At 32.9% G+C, this 15,784-nt stretch carries 11 protein-coding genes and 2 tRNA genes; 1 reads left to right on the top strand and 12 read right to left on the bottom strand.

Going from position 1 to position 15,784, the window contains the following annotated elements:
* Positions 1-722: 722 nt before the first annotated feature.
* The 12 genes from AC27L2_RS13075 to AC27L2_RS13020 all read right to left on the bottom strand — a co-directional run bounded on the left by AC27L2_RS13075 (position 723) and on the right by AC27L2_RS13020 (position 15,118).
* Entirely contained in the window at positions 723-1,484 is a 762-nt protein-coding gene (locus AC27L2_RS13075; protein WP_353676089.1) for an SDR family oxidoreductase, read from the bottom strand.
* Positions 1,485-1,511: 27 nt separating this feature from the next.
* On the bottom strand, positions 1,512-2,345 hold the full coding sequence (gene kduI / locus AC27L2_RS13070) for a 5-dehydro-4-deoxy-D-glucuronate isomerase (RefSeq protein ID WP_487212208.1): 834 nt from the start codon (positions 2,343-2,345) through the stop codon (positions 1,512-1,514).
* Between the two features lie 248 nt (positions 2,346-2,593).
* The gene (gene tkt, locus AC27L2_RS13065) at positions 2,594-4,585 is read right to left on the bottom strand and encodes a transketolase (protein WP_487212207.1); all 1,992 of its coding nucleotides are present in this window, start codon (positions 4,583-4,585) and stop codon (positions 2,594-2,596) included.
* A 76-nt stretch (positions 4,586-4,661) separates the two neighbouring features.
* Complete coding sequence (gnd, locus tag AC27L2_RS13060; RefSeq protein ID WP_487212206.1) at positions 4,662-6,113, bottom strand: decarboxylating NADP(+)-dependent phosphogluconate dehydrogenase; 1,452 nt, start codon at positions 6,111-6,113, stop codon at positions 4,662-4,664.
* A 21-nt stretch (positions 6,114-6,134) separates the two neighbouring features.
* The gene (locus tag AC27L2_RS13055; RefSeq protein ID WP_487212205.1) at positions 6,135-7,406 is read right to left on the bottom strand and encodes a nickel-dependent putative hexonate epimerase; all 1,272 of its coding nucleotides are present in this window, start codon (positions 7,404-7,406) and stop codon (positions 6,135-6,137) included.
* Between the two features lie 35 nt (positions 7,407-7,441).
* On the bottom strand, positions 7,442-8,524 hold the full coding sequence (locus tag AC27L2_RS13050; RefSeq protein WP_487212204.1) for a PfkB family carbohydrate kinase: 1,083 nt from the start codon (positions 8,522-8,524) through the stop codon (positions 7,442-7,444).
* A 491-nt stretch (positions 8,525-9,015) separates the two neighbouring features.
* Positions 9,016-9,861 (bottom strand): SDR family oxidoreductase, encoded by an 846-nt coding sequence (locus AC27L2_RS13045; RefSeq protein ID WP_487212203.1) that lies wholly within the window; start codon positions 9,859-9,861, stop codon positions 9,016-9,018.
* Positions 9,862-9,873: 12 nt separating this feature from the next.
* Entirely contained in the window at positions 9,874-10,521 is a 648-nt protein-coding gene (locus tag AC27L2_RS13040) for a bifunctional 4-hydroxy-2-oxoglutarate aldolase/2-dehydro-3-deoxy-phosphogluconate aldolase (protein WP_487212202.1), read from the bottom strand.
* Positions 10,521-12,065, bottom strand: coding sequence for a tagaturonate epimerase family protein (locus AC27L2_RS13035; RefSeq protein WP_487212201.1), 1,545 nt, complete (start codon positions 12,063-12,065; stop codon positions 10,521-10,523). Before AC27L2_RS13035 ends, AC27L2_RS13040 begins: the two co-directional genes overlap by 1 nt.
* 15 nt (positions 12,066-12,080) lie before the next feature.
* The gene (gene uxaC / locus AC27L2_RS13030; RefSeq protein WP_487212200.1) at positions 12,081-13,493 is read right to left on the bottom strand and encodes a glucuronate isomerase; all 1,413 of its coding nucleotides are present in this window, start codon (positions 13,491-13,493) and stop codon (positions 12,081-12,083) included.
* 13 nt (positions 13,494-13,506) lie between these two features.
* Complete coding sequence (locus tag AC27L2_RS13025) at positions 13,507-14,835, bottom strand: MFS transporter (RefSeq protein ID WP_487212199.1); 1,329 nt, start codon at positions 14,833-14,835, stop codon at positions 13,507-13,509.
* 195 nt (positions 14,836-15,030) lie between these two features.
* Positions 15,031-15,118, bottom strand: a tRNA-Ser gene (locus tag AC27L2_RS13020).
* 495 nt (positions 15,119-15,613) lie between these two features.
* On the opposite strand from AC27L2_RS13020, the gene AC27L2_RS13015 reads away from it, so the two are divergent.
* A tRNA-Ser gene (locus tag AC27L2_RS13015) sits at positions 15,614-15,702 on the top strand.
* Positions 15,703-15,784 lie beyond the last annotated feature (82 nt).

Raw genomic sequence — 15,784 nt, 5'->3', positions numbered from 1 at the left:
CTGCATTTGGTGAACGACGAAGAATCTAAAAACTACTTCATTATTTCAGTGAGATTCTTCGTCCGCCTTTGGCGAACTCAGAATGACAGCCGGAAAAATCAATTCTTCGCTTCAATCATAATTACTGTGTTTCTTTTCTTTCAGTCATTCTGAGGAGTCTGCCTTTGGTGGACGACGAAGAATCTAAAAACTACTTCATTATTTCAGTTAGATTCTTCGTCCGCCTTTGGCGGACTCAGAATGACAGCCGGAAAAATCAATTCTTCGCTTCAATCATAATGACTGTGTTTCTTTTCTTTCAGTCATTCTGAGGAGTCCACCTTTGGTGGACGACGAAGAATCTAAAAAGCTATTTCATTATTTCAGTTAGATTCTTCGTCCGCCTTTGGCGGACTCAGAATGACAGCCGGAAAAATCGATTCTTCGCTTCAATCATAATTACTGTGTTTTCTTCTCTTTCAGTCATTCTGAGGAGTCCACCTTTAGTGGACGACGAATAATCTAAAAACTATTTCATTATTTCAAAAAAGATTCTTCGCTTCGCTCAGAATGACAATTTTTTTCTTAGCAACAAACTACGAAAGTGTACAAGAGCATAAATAAGCGTTAAGAATTTTTGAAATTTTTTCTTCAAGTTACACTTACTTCAGCTTTTAAATTTTTCTTTAACACTTATTCTATTTTATGCTTTACTTAAACGCTAAAATGAAATCTTAAAAAAATTATCTTCCCATCCAGCCGCCATCAACTACAAGAACAGCACCATTAACATAATTTGATGCATCAGAACATAGAAAAACCATTGCTCCCATTAAATCTTCTGGTGTTCCCCATCTGCCAGCTGGAATTCTATCAAGTATTGCTTTATTTCTAACAGGGTCTTCTCTTAATGGTCTTGTATTTTCTGTTGCAATGTAACCTGGAGCAATTGCATTAACTGTTACACCTTTAGATGCCCATTCATTTGCAAAAGCCATTGTTAATTGTTTTACTCCGCCTTTCGATGCAGCATAACCAGGAACCAATATTCCACCCTGAAATGAAAGTAATGATGCAACAAAAACAATTTTTCCATAACCACGAGCAACCATATCTTTTCCAAATTCTCTTGTCAAAATAAATTGAGCAGTTAAATTAATTTCAATAACTCGATCCCACCAATCATCAGGGTGTTCGGCAATTGGTTTGCGCATTATTGTTCCAGCATTATTTACCAAAATATCAATTCGAGGAAAATCTTTTTTCACCTGATTAATAAATTCATAAGTTGATTCTCTTTTAGAAAAATCTGCTACATAATATTTGAATTTTCTTCCAGCTGCAGTAACTAACTTTTCTGTCTCTGCAAAATCATCAACATAGGAAACACCAATTATATCTGCACCAGCTTCTGCAAGTGCTTGAGCATATTTTTGACCGATTCCCTGATTTGAACCAGTTACAATTGCAACTTTTCCATCAAGTCTGAATAAATCTAATATCATAATTTATCTCCTTTTTGATTTTTTAATTTATTTCAAATCTGTCATTGGAATCCAATCCATATCATCGAATACCTGATTTTCTCCACCCATTGCCCATATGAATGAATAACTCTGAGTTCCGCAGCCTGAATGCAATGACCAGCTTGTCGAAAGCACAGCTTGTCTATCTCGAATTATTAAATGTCTTGTTTCAGTTGGTTCACCAATCAAATGCACAACAAAAGCATCGGGTTTAAGATTAAAATACATATAAACTTCTGACCTTCTTTGATGTGTATGAGCAGGCATTGTATTCCAAACACTTCCATCTTCAAGTTCTGTTAATCCCATTGCTATTTGACAGGTAGGCAAAATTTCTGGCAAAATGTATTGATGAATTGTTCTTTTATTTGAAGTTTCGATTGACCCAAGATGACGATGAATTGCATCATTATAAGTAATATGCTTCGAAGGATATTCTTTATGAGCTGGATAACTTACAAAATAAAATTGAGCAGGATTATTCGAATCATCACTTAAAAATTCTACTTCTTTTGTTCCTCTTCCAATGTAAAGCGCATCTTTGTTATTCATTATAAATTCTTTTCCATCAAGAATTATTTTGCCCTTAGCCCCAATATTGATTACACCTACCTCACGGCGTTCACAAAAATAATCTGCTGCCATTTCTTTTTTTGTAGCAGTTAATTTTAATGAATGATTTTTGGGGACTGCACTTCCTGTAATTGATCGGTCTATATCAGAATAGACCATTGGAATCTCATCTTCAATAAAAAGATTTTCTATGAGAAAAGATTTTCGAAGTTCTTCAGTAGTCATTCTTTTGAAGCCATTCTGGTCAGGTGAGTATCTTACTTCCATAATTTTTCCTCTTAGTTAATTAAATTATTTTGAATACAAATGCTGCGTGTTTTCAAAGATTTTATTTTGCGTTAATCTGCCTAATTTGTTTCATCTGCTAAATTTGCGAGTAAAATATTTAACCACAAAGAACCACAAAGGAATTCACTAAGAGACACAAAGCTTAATACTTAGTGCTACACTTTGTGTCCCTTAGTGGTTAAAAATATTACTCAGTTAAATCTGCGTTCATCTGTGTTCTATAACAGTTATAACCAGCTTTTAATTTTCTCTGCAACCTGTTTGCCAGTTAGTCCAAATTTTTCTGCAAGAATTTTGTAAGGTGCAGAAGCACCAAATCTTTCGATTCCAATTCTAAGAAGTTTTTGTCTGAACAAATCTCCCCAACCAGTCATCGATGCAGCTTCTATAATAACAACTGGAACATCATCAGGGAATAATGATTTTTTATAATCATCACTTTGTTTTTCAAATATTTCTCTTGATGGAATAGAAACAACTCTGATTGAATAATTATCTGCAAGTAATTTTTTAGCTTCAACTGCAACTGGAACTTCAGAACCACTTGCAGCAATTACAAGGTCAAGTTTTTTATTTTCTTTTGAAACTATGTAAGCACCTTTTAATATATCTGATGGATTAAAATCTGAATCTCTCTCAAAAGCTTCAATTTTTTGTCGTGTAAGAATTAAAGCAACAGGACCATGTTTATGTCTTAATGCATAAGTCCAAGCCATAGCAGTTTCAATTCCATCTGCAGGACGAATAACTGTAACATTTGGAATAGCTCTTAAAACCGACAGATGTTCAACTGGTTGATGAGTTGGACCATCTTCACCAACAAAAATTGAGTCGTGAGTAAAAACATAAATTACAGGGATTTCCATTATTGCAGCAAGACGAATAGTTGGGCGCATATAATCCGAGAAAACAAAGAAAGTAGCACCAAATGGTCTAAATCCACCATAAAGTGCAATTCCGTTGATGATTGCACCCATTGCATGTTCACGAATTCCAAAATGAAAATTTTTGCCTGCAAATTTGCCTGGTGCAATTGCTTCAAAATCTTTCATATATGTGTTTGTTGATGGAGCTAAATCAGCAGAACCACCAACAAAGTTTGGAACAAGTTGTGCAATTTTTTGAATTACTTTGCTTGAAAGAGAGCGAGTTGCATTAGGTTCTTTTGGAGCTGCATTTAATAATTCTACTTCAAGATTTTCTGGTAGCCAGTTGTTAATATACTTATCGAACAATTCTGCTTTTTCTGGATTTGCTTTTCTCCATTCATCAAATTTTTTATTCCAATCTTCATATAATTTTTTCAGTTCATTCTTTCGTTCTTGAAAAAGATTTTTAACTTCTTCTGGAACATAAAATTCTTTATCGAGAGGCCAGTTAAGATTTTTCTTTGTTTCTATTAATTCATCAGCTCCAAGAGGAGCACCATGAACTTCTGCAGTATCAACTTTATTTGGACTGCCATAACCAATGTGAGAACGAGTAATAATTATAGTTGGTTTTTCTTTTTCATTTTGAGCATCAATAATTGCTTTACGAATTTCATCATGATTATAAGCATCTGCTTTCAATACCTGCCATCCATAAGCTTCAAATCTTTTTTGAACATCTTCAGAATATGTTAATTCAGTATTACCTTCGATTGTAATATGATTGTCATCGTAGAAATAAATTATATTTCCTAATTTTAAATGGCCTGCAATTGAAGCAGCTTCGTGAGAAATTCCTTCCATTAAATCGCCGTCACTTACAATTGCATAAATAAAATGATTACCAAATAATTGATTGTTTTCGTCATTAAATCTTGCTGCAATCATTTTGGCTGCAATAGCCATTCCCACACCATTACCAAAACCTTGACCAAGAGGACCTGTAGTTGTTTCGATACCAGGAAGTAATCCATACTCAGGATGACCAGCAGTTCTGCTTCCCCATTGACGAAATGATTTTAAATCGTCGATGGTAACATCATAACCACTCAAATGAAGTAAAGTATAAAGCAACATTGAACCATGTCCAGCAGAAAGAATAAAACGGTCGCGATTATACCATTTAGGGTCATCTGGATTATGTTTAAGAAATTCAGTCCACAAAATCATTGCAACATCAGCCATTCCCATTGGCATTCCAGGATGACCTGAGTTTGCTTTTTGAACACCTTCTGCAGCAAGAATTCTGATAGTATTAGCTGCTAACTTTTTCAACTCTGTATTAGTCATTCTCATTACTCCTGATTTTAGTAGATTAATTACGCAAATCTAATAATTTTAAAATTCAGTCTGAACCTCACAATTCTCAAACATTATAAGTTGTTGAAGAAGTTGTTCCACCGCGACCTGTCCAATTTGTATGGAAGAATTCACCTCTTGGTTTATCAACTCTTTCATAAGTATGTGCACCGAAATAATCTCTTTGAGCTTGTAATAGATTTGCAGGCAATCTATCATTTCTATAGCCATCAAAGAAATTAAGAGCAGTAGATAAAGCTGGAATCCAAATACCATTACTTACAGCAGTAGCAACAACTCTTCTCCATGAATCCTGTGAAGATTCTACTTTTTCTTTGAAGAATGGGTCTAACAATAGATTTGACAGTTCCGGATTTTTATCAAATGCTTCTTTGATTTTCCCTAAGAAAACAGAGCGAATTATACAACCACCGCGCCACATTAATGCAATTCCGCCATAATTTAAATTCCAGCCATATTCTTTTGCAGCTTCTCTCATTAACATAAAACCTTGAGCATAAGAAATTATTTTTGATGCATAAAGAGCTTTTCTTAAATCATCGATGAATTGTTTTTTATCACCATCAAATTTTGGTTTTGGACCTGAAATTACTTTTGAAGCAGCAACTCTTTCTTCTTTTAATGCAGAAAGAGCTCGTGCATAAACAGCTTCGCCAATTAATGTTAAAGGAATTCCAGTATCAAGAGAAGCAATAACAGTCCATTTACCAGTTCCTTTTTGTCCTGCAGCATCAAGAATTTTTTCAACCAACGGCTGACCATCTTCATCTTTATATGCAAGAATATCTCTTGTGATTTCAATTAAATAACTTTCGAGTTCACCTTCATTCCATTCTTTGAAAATGTTGTGCATCTCATCATAACTTAATCCAAGCAAGTCTTTCATAATTTGATAAGTTTCACAAATTAACTGCATATCACCATATTCAATTCCATTATGAACCATTTTAACAAAATGACCTGCACCATTTTCACCAACCCAATCGCAACATGGTGTTCCATCGGCAACTTTAGCAGCAATTGCTTGAAAAATTGGTTTGACATGTTCCCAAGCTTTTGGTGAACCGCCAGGCATAATCGAAGGACCACGAAGCGCACCTTCTTCGCCGCCTGATACTCCAGTGCCAATGTAAAGAAAACCTTTTTCTTCTACATATTTTGTTCTTCTAATTGTATCAGGAAAATGAGAGTTTCCACCATCAATAATAATATCGCCTGGTTCTAAAAGTGGAATTAAAAGTTCAATAAAATCATCTACAGGTTTACCTGCTTTTACCATTAACATTACTTTGCGGGGCTTTTTCAAACTTGCAACTAATTCTTCAAGAGAATGTGTGCCGATTATATTTTTCCCTTTTCCTCTTCCATTAATGAAATTATCAACTTTTTCTACAGTGCGATTATAAACTGCTACAGTAAATCCATGACTTTCCATATTTAATACTAAATTTTCTCCCATTACAGCAAGACCAATCAATCCAATATCTGCTTTGCTCATTTTTATCCTCCTTTAATAAATTTAATTAAAAAATCTTCCTTTATAAGCCCATAAACCAAGGGCTGGATTTGATATATAAAATATTTCTTCACCATCAACTTCATTAAATCCATCATGAAGTTTTTCAGGATTGTATTTTTTCAACATGTAATTCAAATCAGCATATTTGAAATTAACGCTTTCAATTTCTTCCTTTGTTAAATTTCCGGGACAATAAGTAATTGTAAATCTATTTTCTGAAGAACCATGAATCAAATGAGCAGCTGCACTTAAATTATTTTTCAATTCATCATTTTCTTCAACATACTTTAGGATTTCTGGAGTTGTTTTGTATCCATATTTTCTAATCAATCTATCAATTTCTTTATCTTCACCAAATTCTTTTAATCCGGGAGCTAAAACAATTAGCTCGCCATTATCTGCAATTGCCATTCTTGTTCTGTAAATACTTTTGTTGCCAAGCCATGTACTTTTAAATTCATGAGGGTCGAGATAAACAACTACTTTTTTTAATGGTTCTTCGAGCATTTCAAAATTAACTTTTAATGAAAGTTCGGAAGCTAATTTAAAACACTCGAAATCATTACCAATATATAAACCACGCATTACTAACTGATTATTTTCATCTTTTCCAATTACTGTAAGTATATAAATAATTGGAAGGTGTTTAGCAAAATTATCTGATGCATAATTCAAAACACTTCTTACTGGATTATCTGCTCTTCCCATTATTCTTTCCATTCCATATACTGCTCCAAGAAAATGACTTTTATTTATTCCTTCTTTTCCGCCTGTTCCAACAAAAATATTTTTATTATAATTTGCCATTCCAATTACTTCATGAGGCACAACTTGACCAATTGATAAAATTAAATCGTAGTTGCCTTCAACAAGTAATTTATTTACTTGAGCGGGCCAGGAATAATTAACTTTGCCTTCTGAAATTTGAAAAACAAAATCTGAAGGAACTTCGCCCAATGTAACTAAATCTTCCCGCCATCTATGAACACGAAATAAATTTTTAGGAACATTACCAAACATTGTTTCAATTTCATAATCAGTCATTGGTGCATGAGTTCCAAGAGCAGGTAAAATATCTGTTAAATTATCTTTGTAATATTCATGAACATATCGAGTTATTTCACCTGCTTTAGAGTGATAACGAGTAAAATCAGGTGGTATAGCAAGAACTTTTTTCTTAGAACCTAATTTATCGAATACAGAGTAAAGTCCATCTTTAATATCATTTTCATTAAGAATTTTATCTGGAGAACCATTTGCATAAAAAATCATAAGACCTCACAAATCAGATTTAGCCATAAATTAATTTATCTTTGAATTCTTGCCGAACCACCTTTTGCAAAAGCTTTAACTTCGTCAAGAGTTGCCATTGTAGTATCACCCGGATAAGTAGTAAGCAGAGCTCCATGAGCCCATCCAAGTTTAACAGCTTCTTGAGGTTCTTCATTAGTTAAAATGCCATAGAAAAATCCTGCAGCAAAACCATCACCACCGCCCACTCTATCATAAACATCAAGTTCTGCAGTTGGAGCTTGATATACTTTTCCATTAATCCATGCAACTGCACTCCAGCTGTGTCTATTTGTAGAATGAACTTCGCGTAATGTAGTAGCAACTACTTTTACATTAGGAAATTTTTTAACAACACTATCAATCATAGCAATAAAAACAGAGGGGTCTAATTTAGATTTTGCTGTTACATCAGGTCCAGGTATTCCTAAACCTTTTTGTAAGTCTTCTTCATTTCCAACAAGGACATCAACATGTTCAACAATTTTATTTATCACTTCAACTGCTTTCTTTTCTCCACCCCAGATGTTCCATAATTTAGCTCTATAATTCAAATCAAAACTTGTAACTGCACCCGAAGCTTTTGCTGCTTTCATACCTTCAATGATAAGTTGACCAGTTGTTTCTGATAAAGAAGCAAATATACCACCACTGTGAAACCATTTCACACCCTGAGTGAAAATGGAATTCCAGTCAATATCCCCGGGTTTTAATAGTGCTGCTGCTTCATTACTTCGGTTATAAAAAACTACAGGAGCTCGTGAACCAAAACCTCTATCGCTGTAAACTGTAGCCATATTTGGACCATTAACACCATTATGCTCAAATTCTTTTGCTATGAGTTTTACTCCCATTGCTCTAACACGTTCAGCAATTAAATCGCCAATTGGATATTTTACAATTGCAGTAACAATGCCAGTATTTAGTCTAAAACAATCAGAGAGATTTGCAGCTACATTATATTCACCGCCGCTTACATGAATTTTACATTCAGTTGCTTTTCTAAATGGAATAATTCCAGGATCAAGGCGGTGAACAAGTGCGCCAAGTGAAACTAAATCTAATGCAGCTTCTTTTTTAATAGTTAATCCATAATTCATTTTTACATTATCCTCATTTTAATGATTATATAACTCAAAAAAATTGAATGTTTAGTTAAAGATGATTAATCATAAAAATTCAGAGAGCAAATTTTTATTACGAATTTAATTCCTATGTGTCTATTTTATAATATCTCTTTATTTGATTTATTTTTCTTGTTTCTCGCAAAGACGCTAAGGTTTTTTATTTGTTTCTCGCAAAGACGCTAAGACGCTAAGGATTTCTTTGCATCTTTGATTCTTTGCAGCTTTGCGTGAAATTATCTTTCGTTTTTCGCTAAGTAGCTAAGGTACAAAGTTTTTTCTATTAATTTCTCGCGAGACGTAAAGTCGCTAAGTCCTTCTCTTTGTCTCACTTCCTGACTAAACACAAAATCAAAAAACTTTTTAGATTTATAAATTTTGTGAAAATATTTTTGATTACTAAGACTCAGTATGTTATCATTTTACACTGAGTTAATCTGCTTAATCTGTGTCATCTACGTTCTATTTTATACTCCACAGAAAGCATTAAAGCCGCCATCAACCGGTATAACAACACCGGTAACAAATTTTGATATATCAGAAATTAAGTAGAGCAAAGTTCCAACAATTTCTTCAGGATCACCAAATCGACCCATTGGAGTATTAGCAATAATTTTGTTACCTCGTGCTGTAAGCTGGTTTGTATCTTTATCGATTAATAAAAATCGATTTTGTTCTGTTAAGAAAAATCCAGGAGCAATTGCATTTACTCGAACATTTACTTTTGCTAAATGAACTGCAAGCCATTCTGTTAAATTATTTACAGCAGCTTTAGCAGCGGAATATGCTACAACTCTTGAAATTGGTCTATATGAACTCATTGAAGAAATATTAACAATTGAACCTCCTCTTCCAATCATATCTTTAGCAAAAATCATAGTAGGTAATACAGTTCCCATAAAATTCAAATCAAAGACACTACGAAATCCATCAAGTTCTAAACCAAAAAAACTTTTTGATAAATCATTAATATTTTGTTCTGTCATAAATTCTGTTTGTGTTGTAGCTGCTGGATTATTTCCACCAGCACAATTTACGAGTACATCAACAGGACCAAGTTTATCATTAATTTCACTTTTTGCAGTAATAAGAGCATCTTTATCAAGAACATTAGCAGCAAGTCCAATTGTAGATGAAGGAAATTTTTCATTTATTTCTTTTGCAACAGATTCAGATTTATCTTTTTTTGTGCCAATTATAGCAACTTTAGCACCAGCTTCTGCTAATCCAAACGAGAGCGCCTTTCCAATTATTCCGCTTCCACCTGTTACAACACATACTTTATTTTTTATATCATCCATTGAATATTTCATGAACATTACTCCTTATTTAATTAATGCATCGTTGATACTTTTCATGACTAATTTTGCATTTTCAGTGAGTTTATCATAATGCTCATTTTGAATTGCCTCTTTATCCAACAATGCAGAACCAATACCAACAGCACAAGCACCAGCTTTCAACCAATCACCTGCATTTGTTAATGTAACTCCTCCAGTAGGCATTAATTTGAGATGAGGCATTGGAGCTAAAATACCTTTGAAGAAAGCCATACCAAGAACATCAGCTGGAAATACTTTTATTATATCTGCACCAGATTCATAAGCTGTTTGAATTTCCGTTGGTGAAAAACATCCAGGCATTGCTGGAATATCATATTGATGAGCTTTTTCTATAATTTCTTTTTTGAAGATGGGACTAACAACATACTTAGCTCCTGCTTTGATTGCATCTTCTGCTACTTGAGAATTCAGAACTGAACCAACACCAATGATAATATTCTTATCAAGTTCATTATTCATTTTCTCAATTAATTGAATAGCATTTGGAACAGTCATTGTAATTTCTGCAATAGTAATCCCACCTTCAGCAAGAGCTTCGATTACTTTTTTTAATTTTTCCGGTTCTTTAATTCTAAGAACTGCTACTGCTTTTCTTTTTAGTATTTCATCAATGATATTTTGTCTGTTCATTATTTAAATGGCTCCAGATGTTTTTTGAAATGATTTACAATAAATTCATAATGAGTTTCTTCATTTTCAATCAAGCATTTTAGAATTTTGTCTTTGAACAAATATTTTCCTGTTGAATCTTTTTCTGTTAATACTTTGCCAAATGTTACATGTAATACTTGTCTTACATCATTTGAATTAAATAAATCAATTAACTCTGAATCTGAATATTCTTTCCCAGATTTAACACGGTTTATATCTGCAGATACATGATAACTTCTTTTTTCAGTTTCATAAAGACCTTTGCTGAAATCTAAAATTTCTCTGAACAAATCCGGCTGTTTTGCTGCAACTACTTTCAATGCTTCAAGATAACTTGTACCTGCAGTTTTAACATGTGTGTAAGCATCTTTCAAAGAACCAATTACACGATAAGCAGAAAATTTATCACTTCCTGAATGCAAACTAATTTTATATTTTCCAAAATATTTAGTTATTGCCAAATGTTTTTCATATTCTTTCTTAAATAAATCTAAGTCACCTTTGTAATCAATTCCTTTTTCGAAATCTCCAATAAATCTTGGAGCCAGACTTATGTATTTTACTCCAAGACGATTTAGTTCATTTGCAAAGAAAAAGTGTTCGAAAGGAGTTGTTACAGATTCGGTTTCATCAACCGAAACTTCAACTTCAAATTTACCTTCTTGAGCTTTTGAACTTAAGTAATCATACATTTTTTTGATGTGAATTATTGCTTTGCCATATTTTGCATAAGCTCTAAGAAAATTTTCTTTCGTAACCTCAAGAGTTAATTTATCTGAGATATCGAATTTTATATTTACGTATCTTTTCTCTGCTTCTTCGTAAGTATCTTTGAGTTCATTCCAGTTAATTGATTTTACTTTTTCAACCAATTCATTTTCATTGTAACGGTCGGCATTATTATCAACATGTTCGCTTGGATCAAAAGTAAACATTGTAAAATTTGCAGAGAGCATTAAATCAATATCATCAAACGTTTTTAGGTGGTCTGCATCCGAACCAAAGCCATCTTTATAACCTTCTTGAAAAACAGCCCAAACAGCAGCATCCATAACTTCATGAGGTGTTCTTTGTGTGCGTGTTAATTCTCTGATTGATTGTTGAGCAAGAATTGGTTTGAAACCGCTGTTTCTTAATGCACGAATATGTCCTGCATTTGCAAGACCCAATCTATCGCCGCATCCAAATGAATTGCATAATCCTAATGGTTGTGCAATAGTATAATCAAATAATTTCTGAAGTTCGATTCGATTATTTGTAGTAAGATTACATTTTTTGATTAAAATATTTTTACCTGCATCGATAATTTCACCATCAAAATTCTTTGCAAGTTTATCATCAGAATAAACAATAAATAAAAATTTTTGAAAATTCTCTTTCCCAATAAAGAAATATGAATTATCTAATTTGTTAACAGAGTAAGGATATAATCTGATTTTTATTGAATTAATTTCTACATCAACCAGATTATTATTTACGATATTTCCATTGTTAACTTCTTCAATAATTTTTTCGAGTTCCATTATTATACCCTTTTTTTAATTCCAAAAATCAAAGTAATTTCTTGCATTGTTATATGAAATATCTTGAACCATCCTGCCGATTAATTTAATGTCATTAGGTATTAAACCTTTTTCAATTTCTTCACCAAGTATATTGCATAAAATTCTTCTGAAGTAATCATGACGAGAATAAGAAAGAAAACTTCTTGAATCAGTGAGCATTCCAATAAATCTGCTAAGCAAACTCATATTTGAAAGTGCATCGATTTGTTTTTCAATTCCACTTTTTTGATCTAAGAACCACCAAGCACTTCCATATTGTAATTTGCCGGGAACAGTTCCATCTTGAAAGTTGCCAATCATTGTTGCCATTAATTCATTATCTGCAGGATTGAGATTATAAATAATTGTTTTGGTTAATTTATTCTGACTGTCAAGTCTATCAAGAAATTTTGCAAGTGGACGAGCAATTTCAAAATCGCCAATCGAATCCCAGCCAGTATCAGGTCCTAATGTTCTGAACATTCTTGAATTATTATTTCTTAACGCACCGAGATGCAGCTGCTGAACCCAGCCTTTTTCATAATCCATTATACCAAATTCATACATCATTGCAGATTTGAATTTGAGAATTTCATTCTGTGATAAATCTTTTTTAGATAAAATTTTTTGAAATATATTTTCTATTTCTTCTGAAGTATAATCTTCTGCATAAGCTGTTTCAATTCCGTGGTCGGAAAGACGACATCCATTTTCATGGAAATAGTCATGTCGTTTTCTGATTGATTCAATAAAACTCTGGAAATCTTTTATAGAAGTGTTTGATGCTTCTTCGAGTTTTTTGACATAATTTAAAAAAGCATCAAGATTTTCAACAGCCATAGCTTTATCTGGTCGAAATGCAGGAATCACTTTTGTTCCAAAAGGATTTTCTTTTAATTTCTTATGATATTCAAGAGTATCAATGGGGTCATCGGTTGTACAAATTACTTCAACATTCCATTGTTTAATAATTCCTTGAGTAGAAAAATCATCCTGCTGAAGCAATTCGTTGCAGCGATTCCAAATTTCTTCTGCAGTCTCAGCATTCAATAATTTATCTGAAATGCCAAATGGTTTTTTCAATTCCATGTGAGTCCAATGATAAAGAGGATTTTTAATTGTATAAGGAACTGTTTCAGCCCATTTGAAAAATTTTTCTTTATCCGATGCATTGCCGGTAATAAATTTTTCATCTACGCCATTTGTGCGCATTGCTCTCCATTTGTAATGGTCGCCGTAAAGCCAGATATGAGTTATATTTTCAAATTTTTTATTCTCTGCAATTTCATTGATAGGAAGATGACAATGATAATCGATAATTGGCATCTTTGATGCATATTCATGATAAAGAACTTGAGCAGTTTTATTTGTTAACAAAAAATTTTCGGTTATAAAAATATCTTGCATATTTAACCTCATTTTATAATTCTACTTTTTTCATTTGAGGTGCTAAAAGATTAAATATAACCCATGCACCTAAATAAGCAGTACCACAAATAATGAACATTATATAATAACCAGTTTCTATATTTCCTAAAGCTTTGAAATGGTCTAATAAAATACCAGCTAAAGTTGAAAGTAAAATTCCTCCGATTGCACCTGCCATACCTCCAATGCCTGTTACAGAGGCTACAGCTTTTTTAGGAAACATATCTGAAGTAGTAGTAAAGATATTTGCTGACCAAGCCTGATGAGAAGATGCAGCAAGACCAATAATTAAAACTGCAAACCAATAGCTGTAAGTTCCTAATGCTTGAGCAAATACAACAGGAATAACTAATAATGCAAATACAAGCATAGCAGTTCTTCTTGCTTTATAAACAGGCCAACCCTTACCTATAAAATATCCAGAAAGCCATCCGCCAAAAATACTTCCAATAGTTGTCATTGTGTAAACTACTGCAATAGGTAATGCATAATCTGTTTTAGTCATTCCATATTGTTTATTAAGAAATGAAGGTAACCAGAATAAATAGAACCACCAGATTGGGTCAGTCATAAATTTACCAACTACAAAAGCCCATGTTTGACGATATGTAAGTAATTTAAACCAGCTTACTTTTTCTTTATTCTCATTTTCTAAAGTTTCATCTTTATCGCTATGAATGTATTCAAATTCTTCTTTGCTTAACTTTTTGTGCTTAGATGGAATTTCGTACATAACAAACCAGAACAATAACCAAATTAATCCAATTGCACCAGTGATAATAAAAGCTTCCTGCCAGCCCCATGCAGCAGCAATAAAAGGTACTGAGAGAGGAGCTAAAATTGCGCCCACATTTGTTCCTGAATTAAATATTCCAGTTGCCAATGCTCTTTCCTTTTTTGGGAACCATTCAGCTACAGTTTTAATTGCAGCGGGGAAATTCCCAGCTTCACTAATTCCTAAAAATCCACGAGCTACCATAAATCCAACGGTACTTCTTGCAAATGCATGTCCAATTGCAGCTAAACTCCAAACAGTAAGAGAAACAGCATATCCTATCTTAGTGCCAACTTTATCAATAAACCAACCAACTACCAACATTCCAAGTGCATAACAAAGTTGAAACACAACTACAATATGTGCATAATCACTTTCTGTCCAGTTAAATTGAGGTTCAAGATAATCATCTTTCAGTAAGCTAATAACTTGACGGTCAAGGTAATTAACAGTTGTTGCAAAAAATACAAGTGCTAATATTACCCAGCGATATTTTCCAATTTTGGATTTTGTTGGGGTATTCGATGTGATTTCTGAAGCTGTCATTTTAACCTCTTAGTTATTTTTATAATGAAAAACAGCTTTTTTATATCGTAAACTTTATCGATTACTAAATTATATAAAATTTTTACTTAATCCAATAAAAATTAGTTATATAACAAAAATTTTCTTGGGTTAAATTACTCATAATTTATTTAGTTTTAGGACAATATAATTTTGGTATGGAAACAAATGAATTTGCGGAGAGAGTGGGATTCGAACCCACGATACCCTTTAGGGGTATACACGCTCTCCAGGCGTGCCAGTTCAACCACTCCTGCATCTCTCCAATTTTTTAAGAACTAAAAATTTTAGTCGTGCCAGTTTCCGCCTAAATTACGGCGAATAATTAATGACTACAATTTCTTATTAATTCTATTTACGACAATTCAATTAGAACATAATTAAATTTTGAAATCACAAAGAACTTTATTACAAAAAAATTTCATTGCAAATATAGAAAATCAACAATTACTAAAAAATTTTTTTGATAAATAAAATTTTTCTCTACAAGAATTTATTCAATATGTTTTTTAATTTTGAATACATGAGTATTCACCAATTTGTTACTCTCGTGAAGATGAAAGACTATTAAGGTTGATTGAATATTAGCAGTAAAAAATTGTATACTTATTAATTAGAATTGATTATGTTACCAATTGTTTATCTCTACTTAACACAAATTATTAAAACAAAATAAAATTCTTTGAAATAATGGCAGAGTGGTTGCCTGTCCGCCTCTGGCGGAAATGCGGTGGTCTTGAAATACTTACTAATATCCTCTGGAGAGGTGGCAGAGTGGTTGAATGCGGCGGTCTCGAAAACCGTTTGGCGCATTTTCGCGCCACGGGGGTTCGAATCCCCCCCTCTCCGCAAATAAAGATTTTTTTCTTATGTATTACGTTTATGTAATTTACAGTGAAAAGCTGAAGAAAAGATATGTCGGATTTACTGA

This window comes from Rosettibacter sp. KY25 (genome assembly GCF_057554405.1).
The sequence above is the reverse complement of the archived record's forward strand: the minus strand, read 5'-3'. Positions and strand labels throughout refer to the sequence as shown.

Coding starts and splice junctions, on each gene's coding strand:
- AC27L2_RS13075 (WP_353676089.1), bottom strand. CDS start 1,484: ATGATATTAGATTTATTCAGACTTGATGGAAAAGTTGCAATTGTAACT.
- kduI (WP_487212208.1), bottom strand. CDS start 2,345: ATGGAAGTAAGATACTCACCTGACCAGAATGGCTTCAAAAGAATGACT.
- tkt (WP_487212207.1), bottom strand. CDS start 4,585: ATGACTAATACAGAGTTGAAAAAGTTAGCAGCTAATACTATCAGAATT.
- gnd (WP_487212206.1), bottom strand. CDS start 6,113: ATGAGCAAAGCAGATATTGGATTGATTGGTCTTGCTGTAATGGGAGAA.
- AC27L2_RS13055 (WP_487212205.1), bottom strand. CDS start 7,406: ATGATTTTTTATGCAAATGGTTCTCCAGATAAAATTCTTAATGAAAAT.
- AC27L2_RS13050 (WP_487212204.1), bottom strand. CDS start 8,524: ATGAATTATGGATTAACTATTAAAAAAGAAGCTGCATTAGATTTAGTT.
- AC27L2_RS13045 (WP_487212203.1), bottom strand. CDS start 9,861: ATGAAATATTCAATGGATGATATAAAAAATAAAGTATGTGTTGTAACA.
- AC27L2_RS13040 (WP_487212202.1), bottom strand. CDS start 10,521: ATGAACAGACAAAATATCATTGATGAAATACTAAAAAGAAAAGCAGTA.
- AC27L2_RS13035 (WP_487212201.1), bottom strand. CDS start 12,065: ATGGAACTCGAAAAAATTATTGAAGAAGTTAACAATGGAAATATCGTA.
- uxaC (WP_487212200.1), bottom strand. CDS start 13,493: ATGCAAGATATTTTTATAACCGAAAATTTTTTGTTAACAAATAAAACT.
- AC27L2_RS13025 (WP_487212199.1), bottom strand. CDS start 14,835: ATGACAGCTTCAGAAATCACATCGAATACCCCAACAAAATCCAAAATT.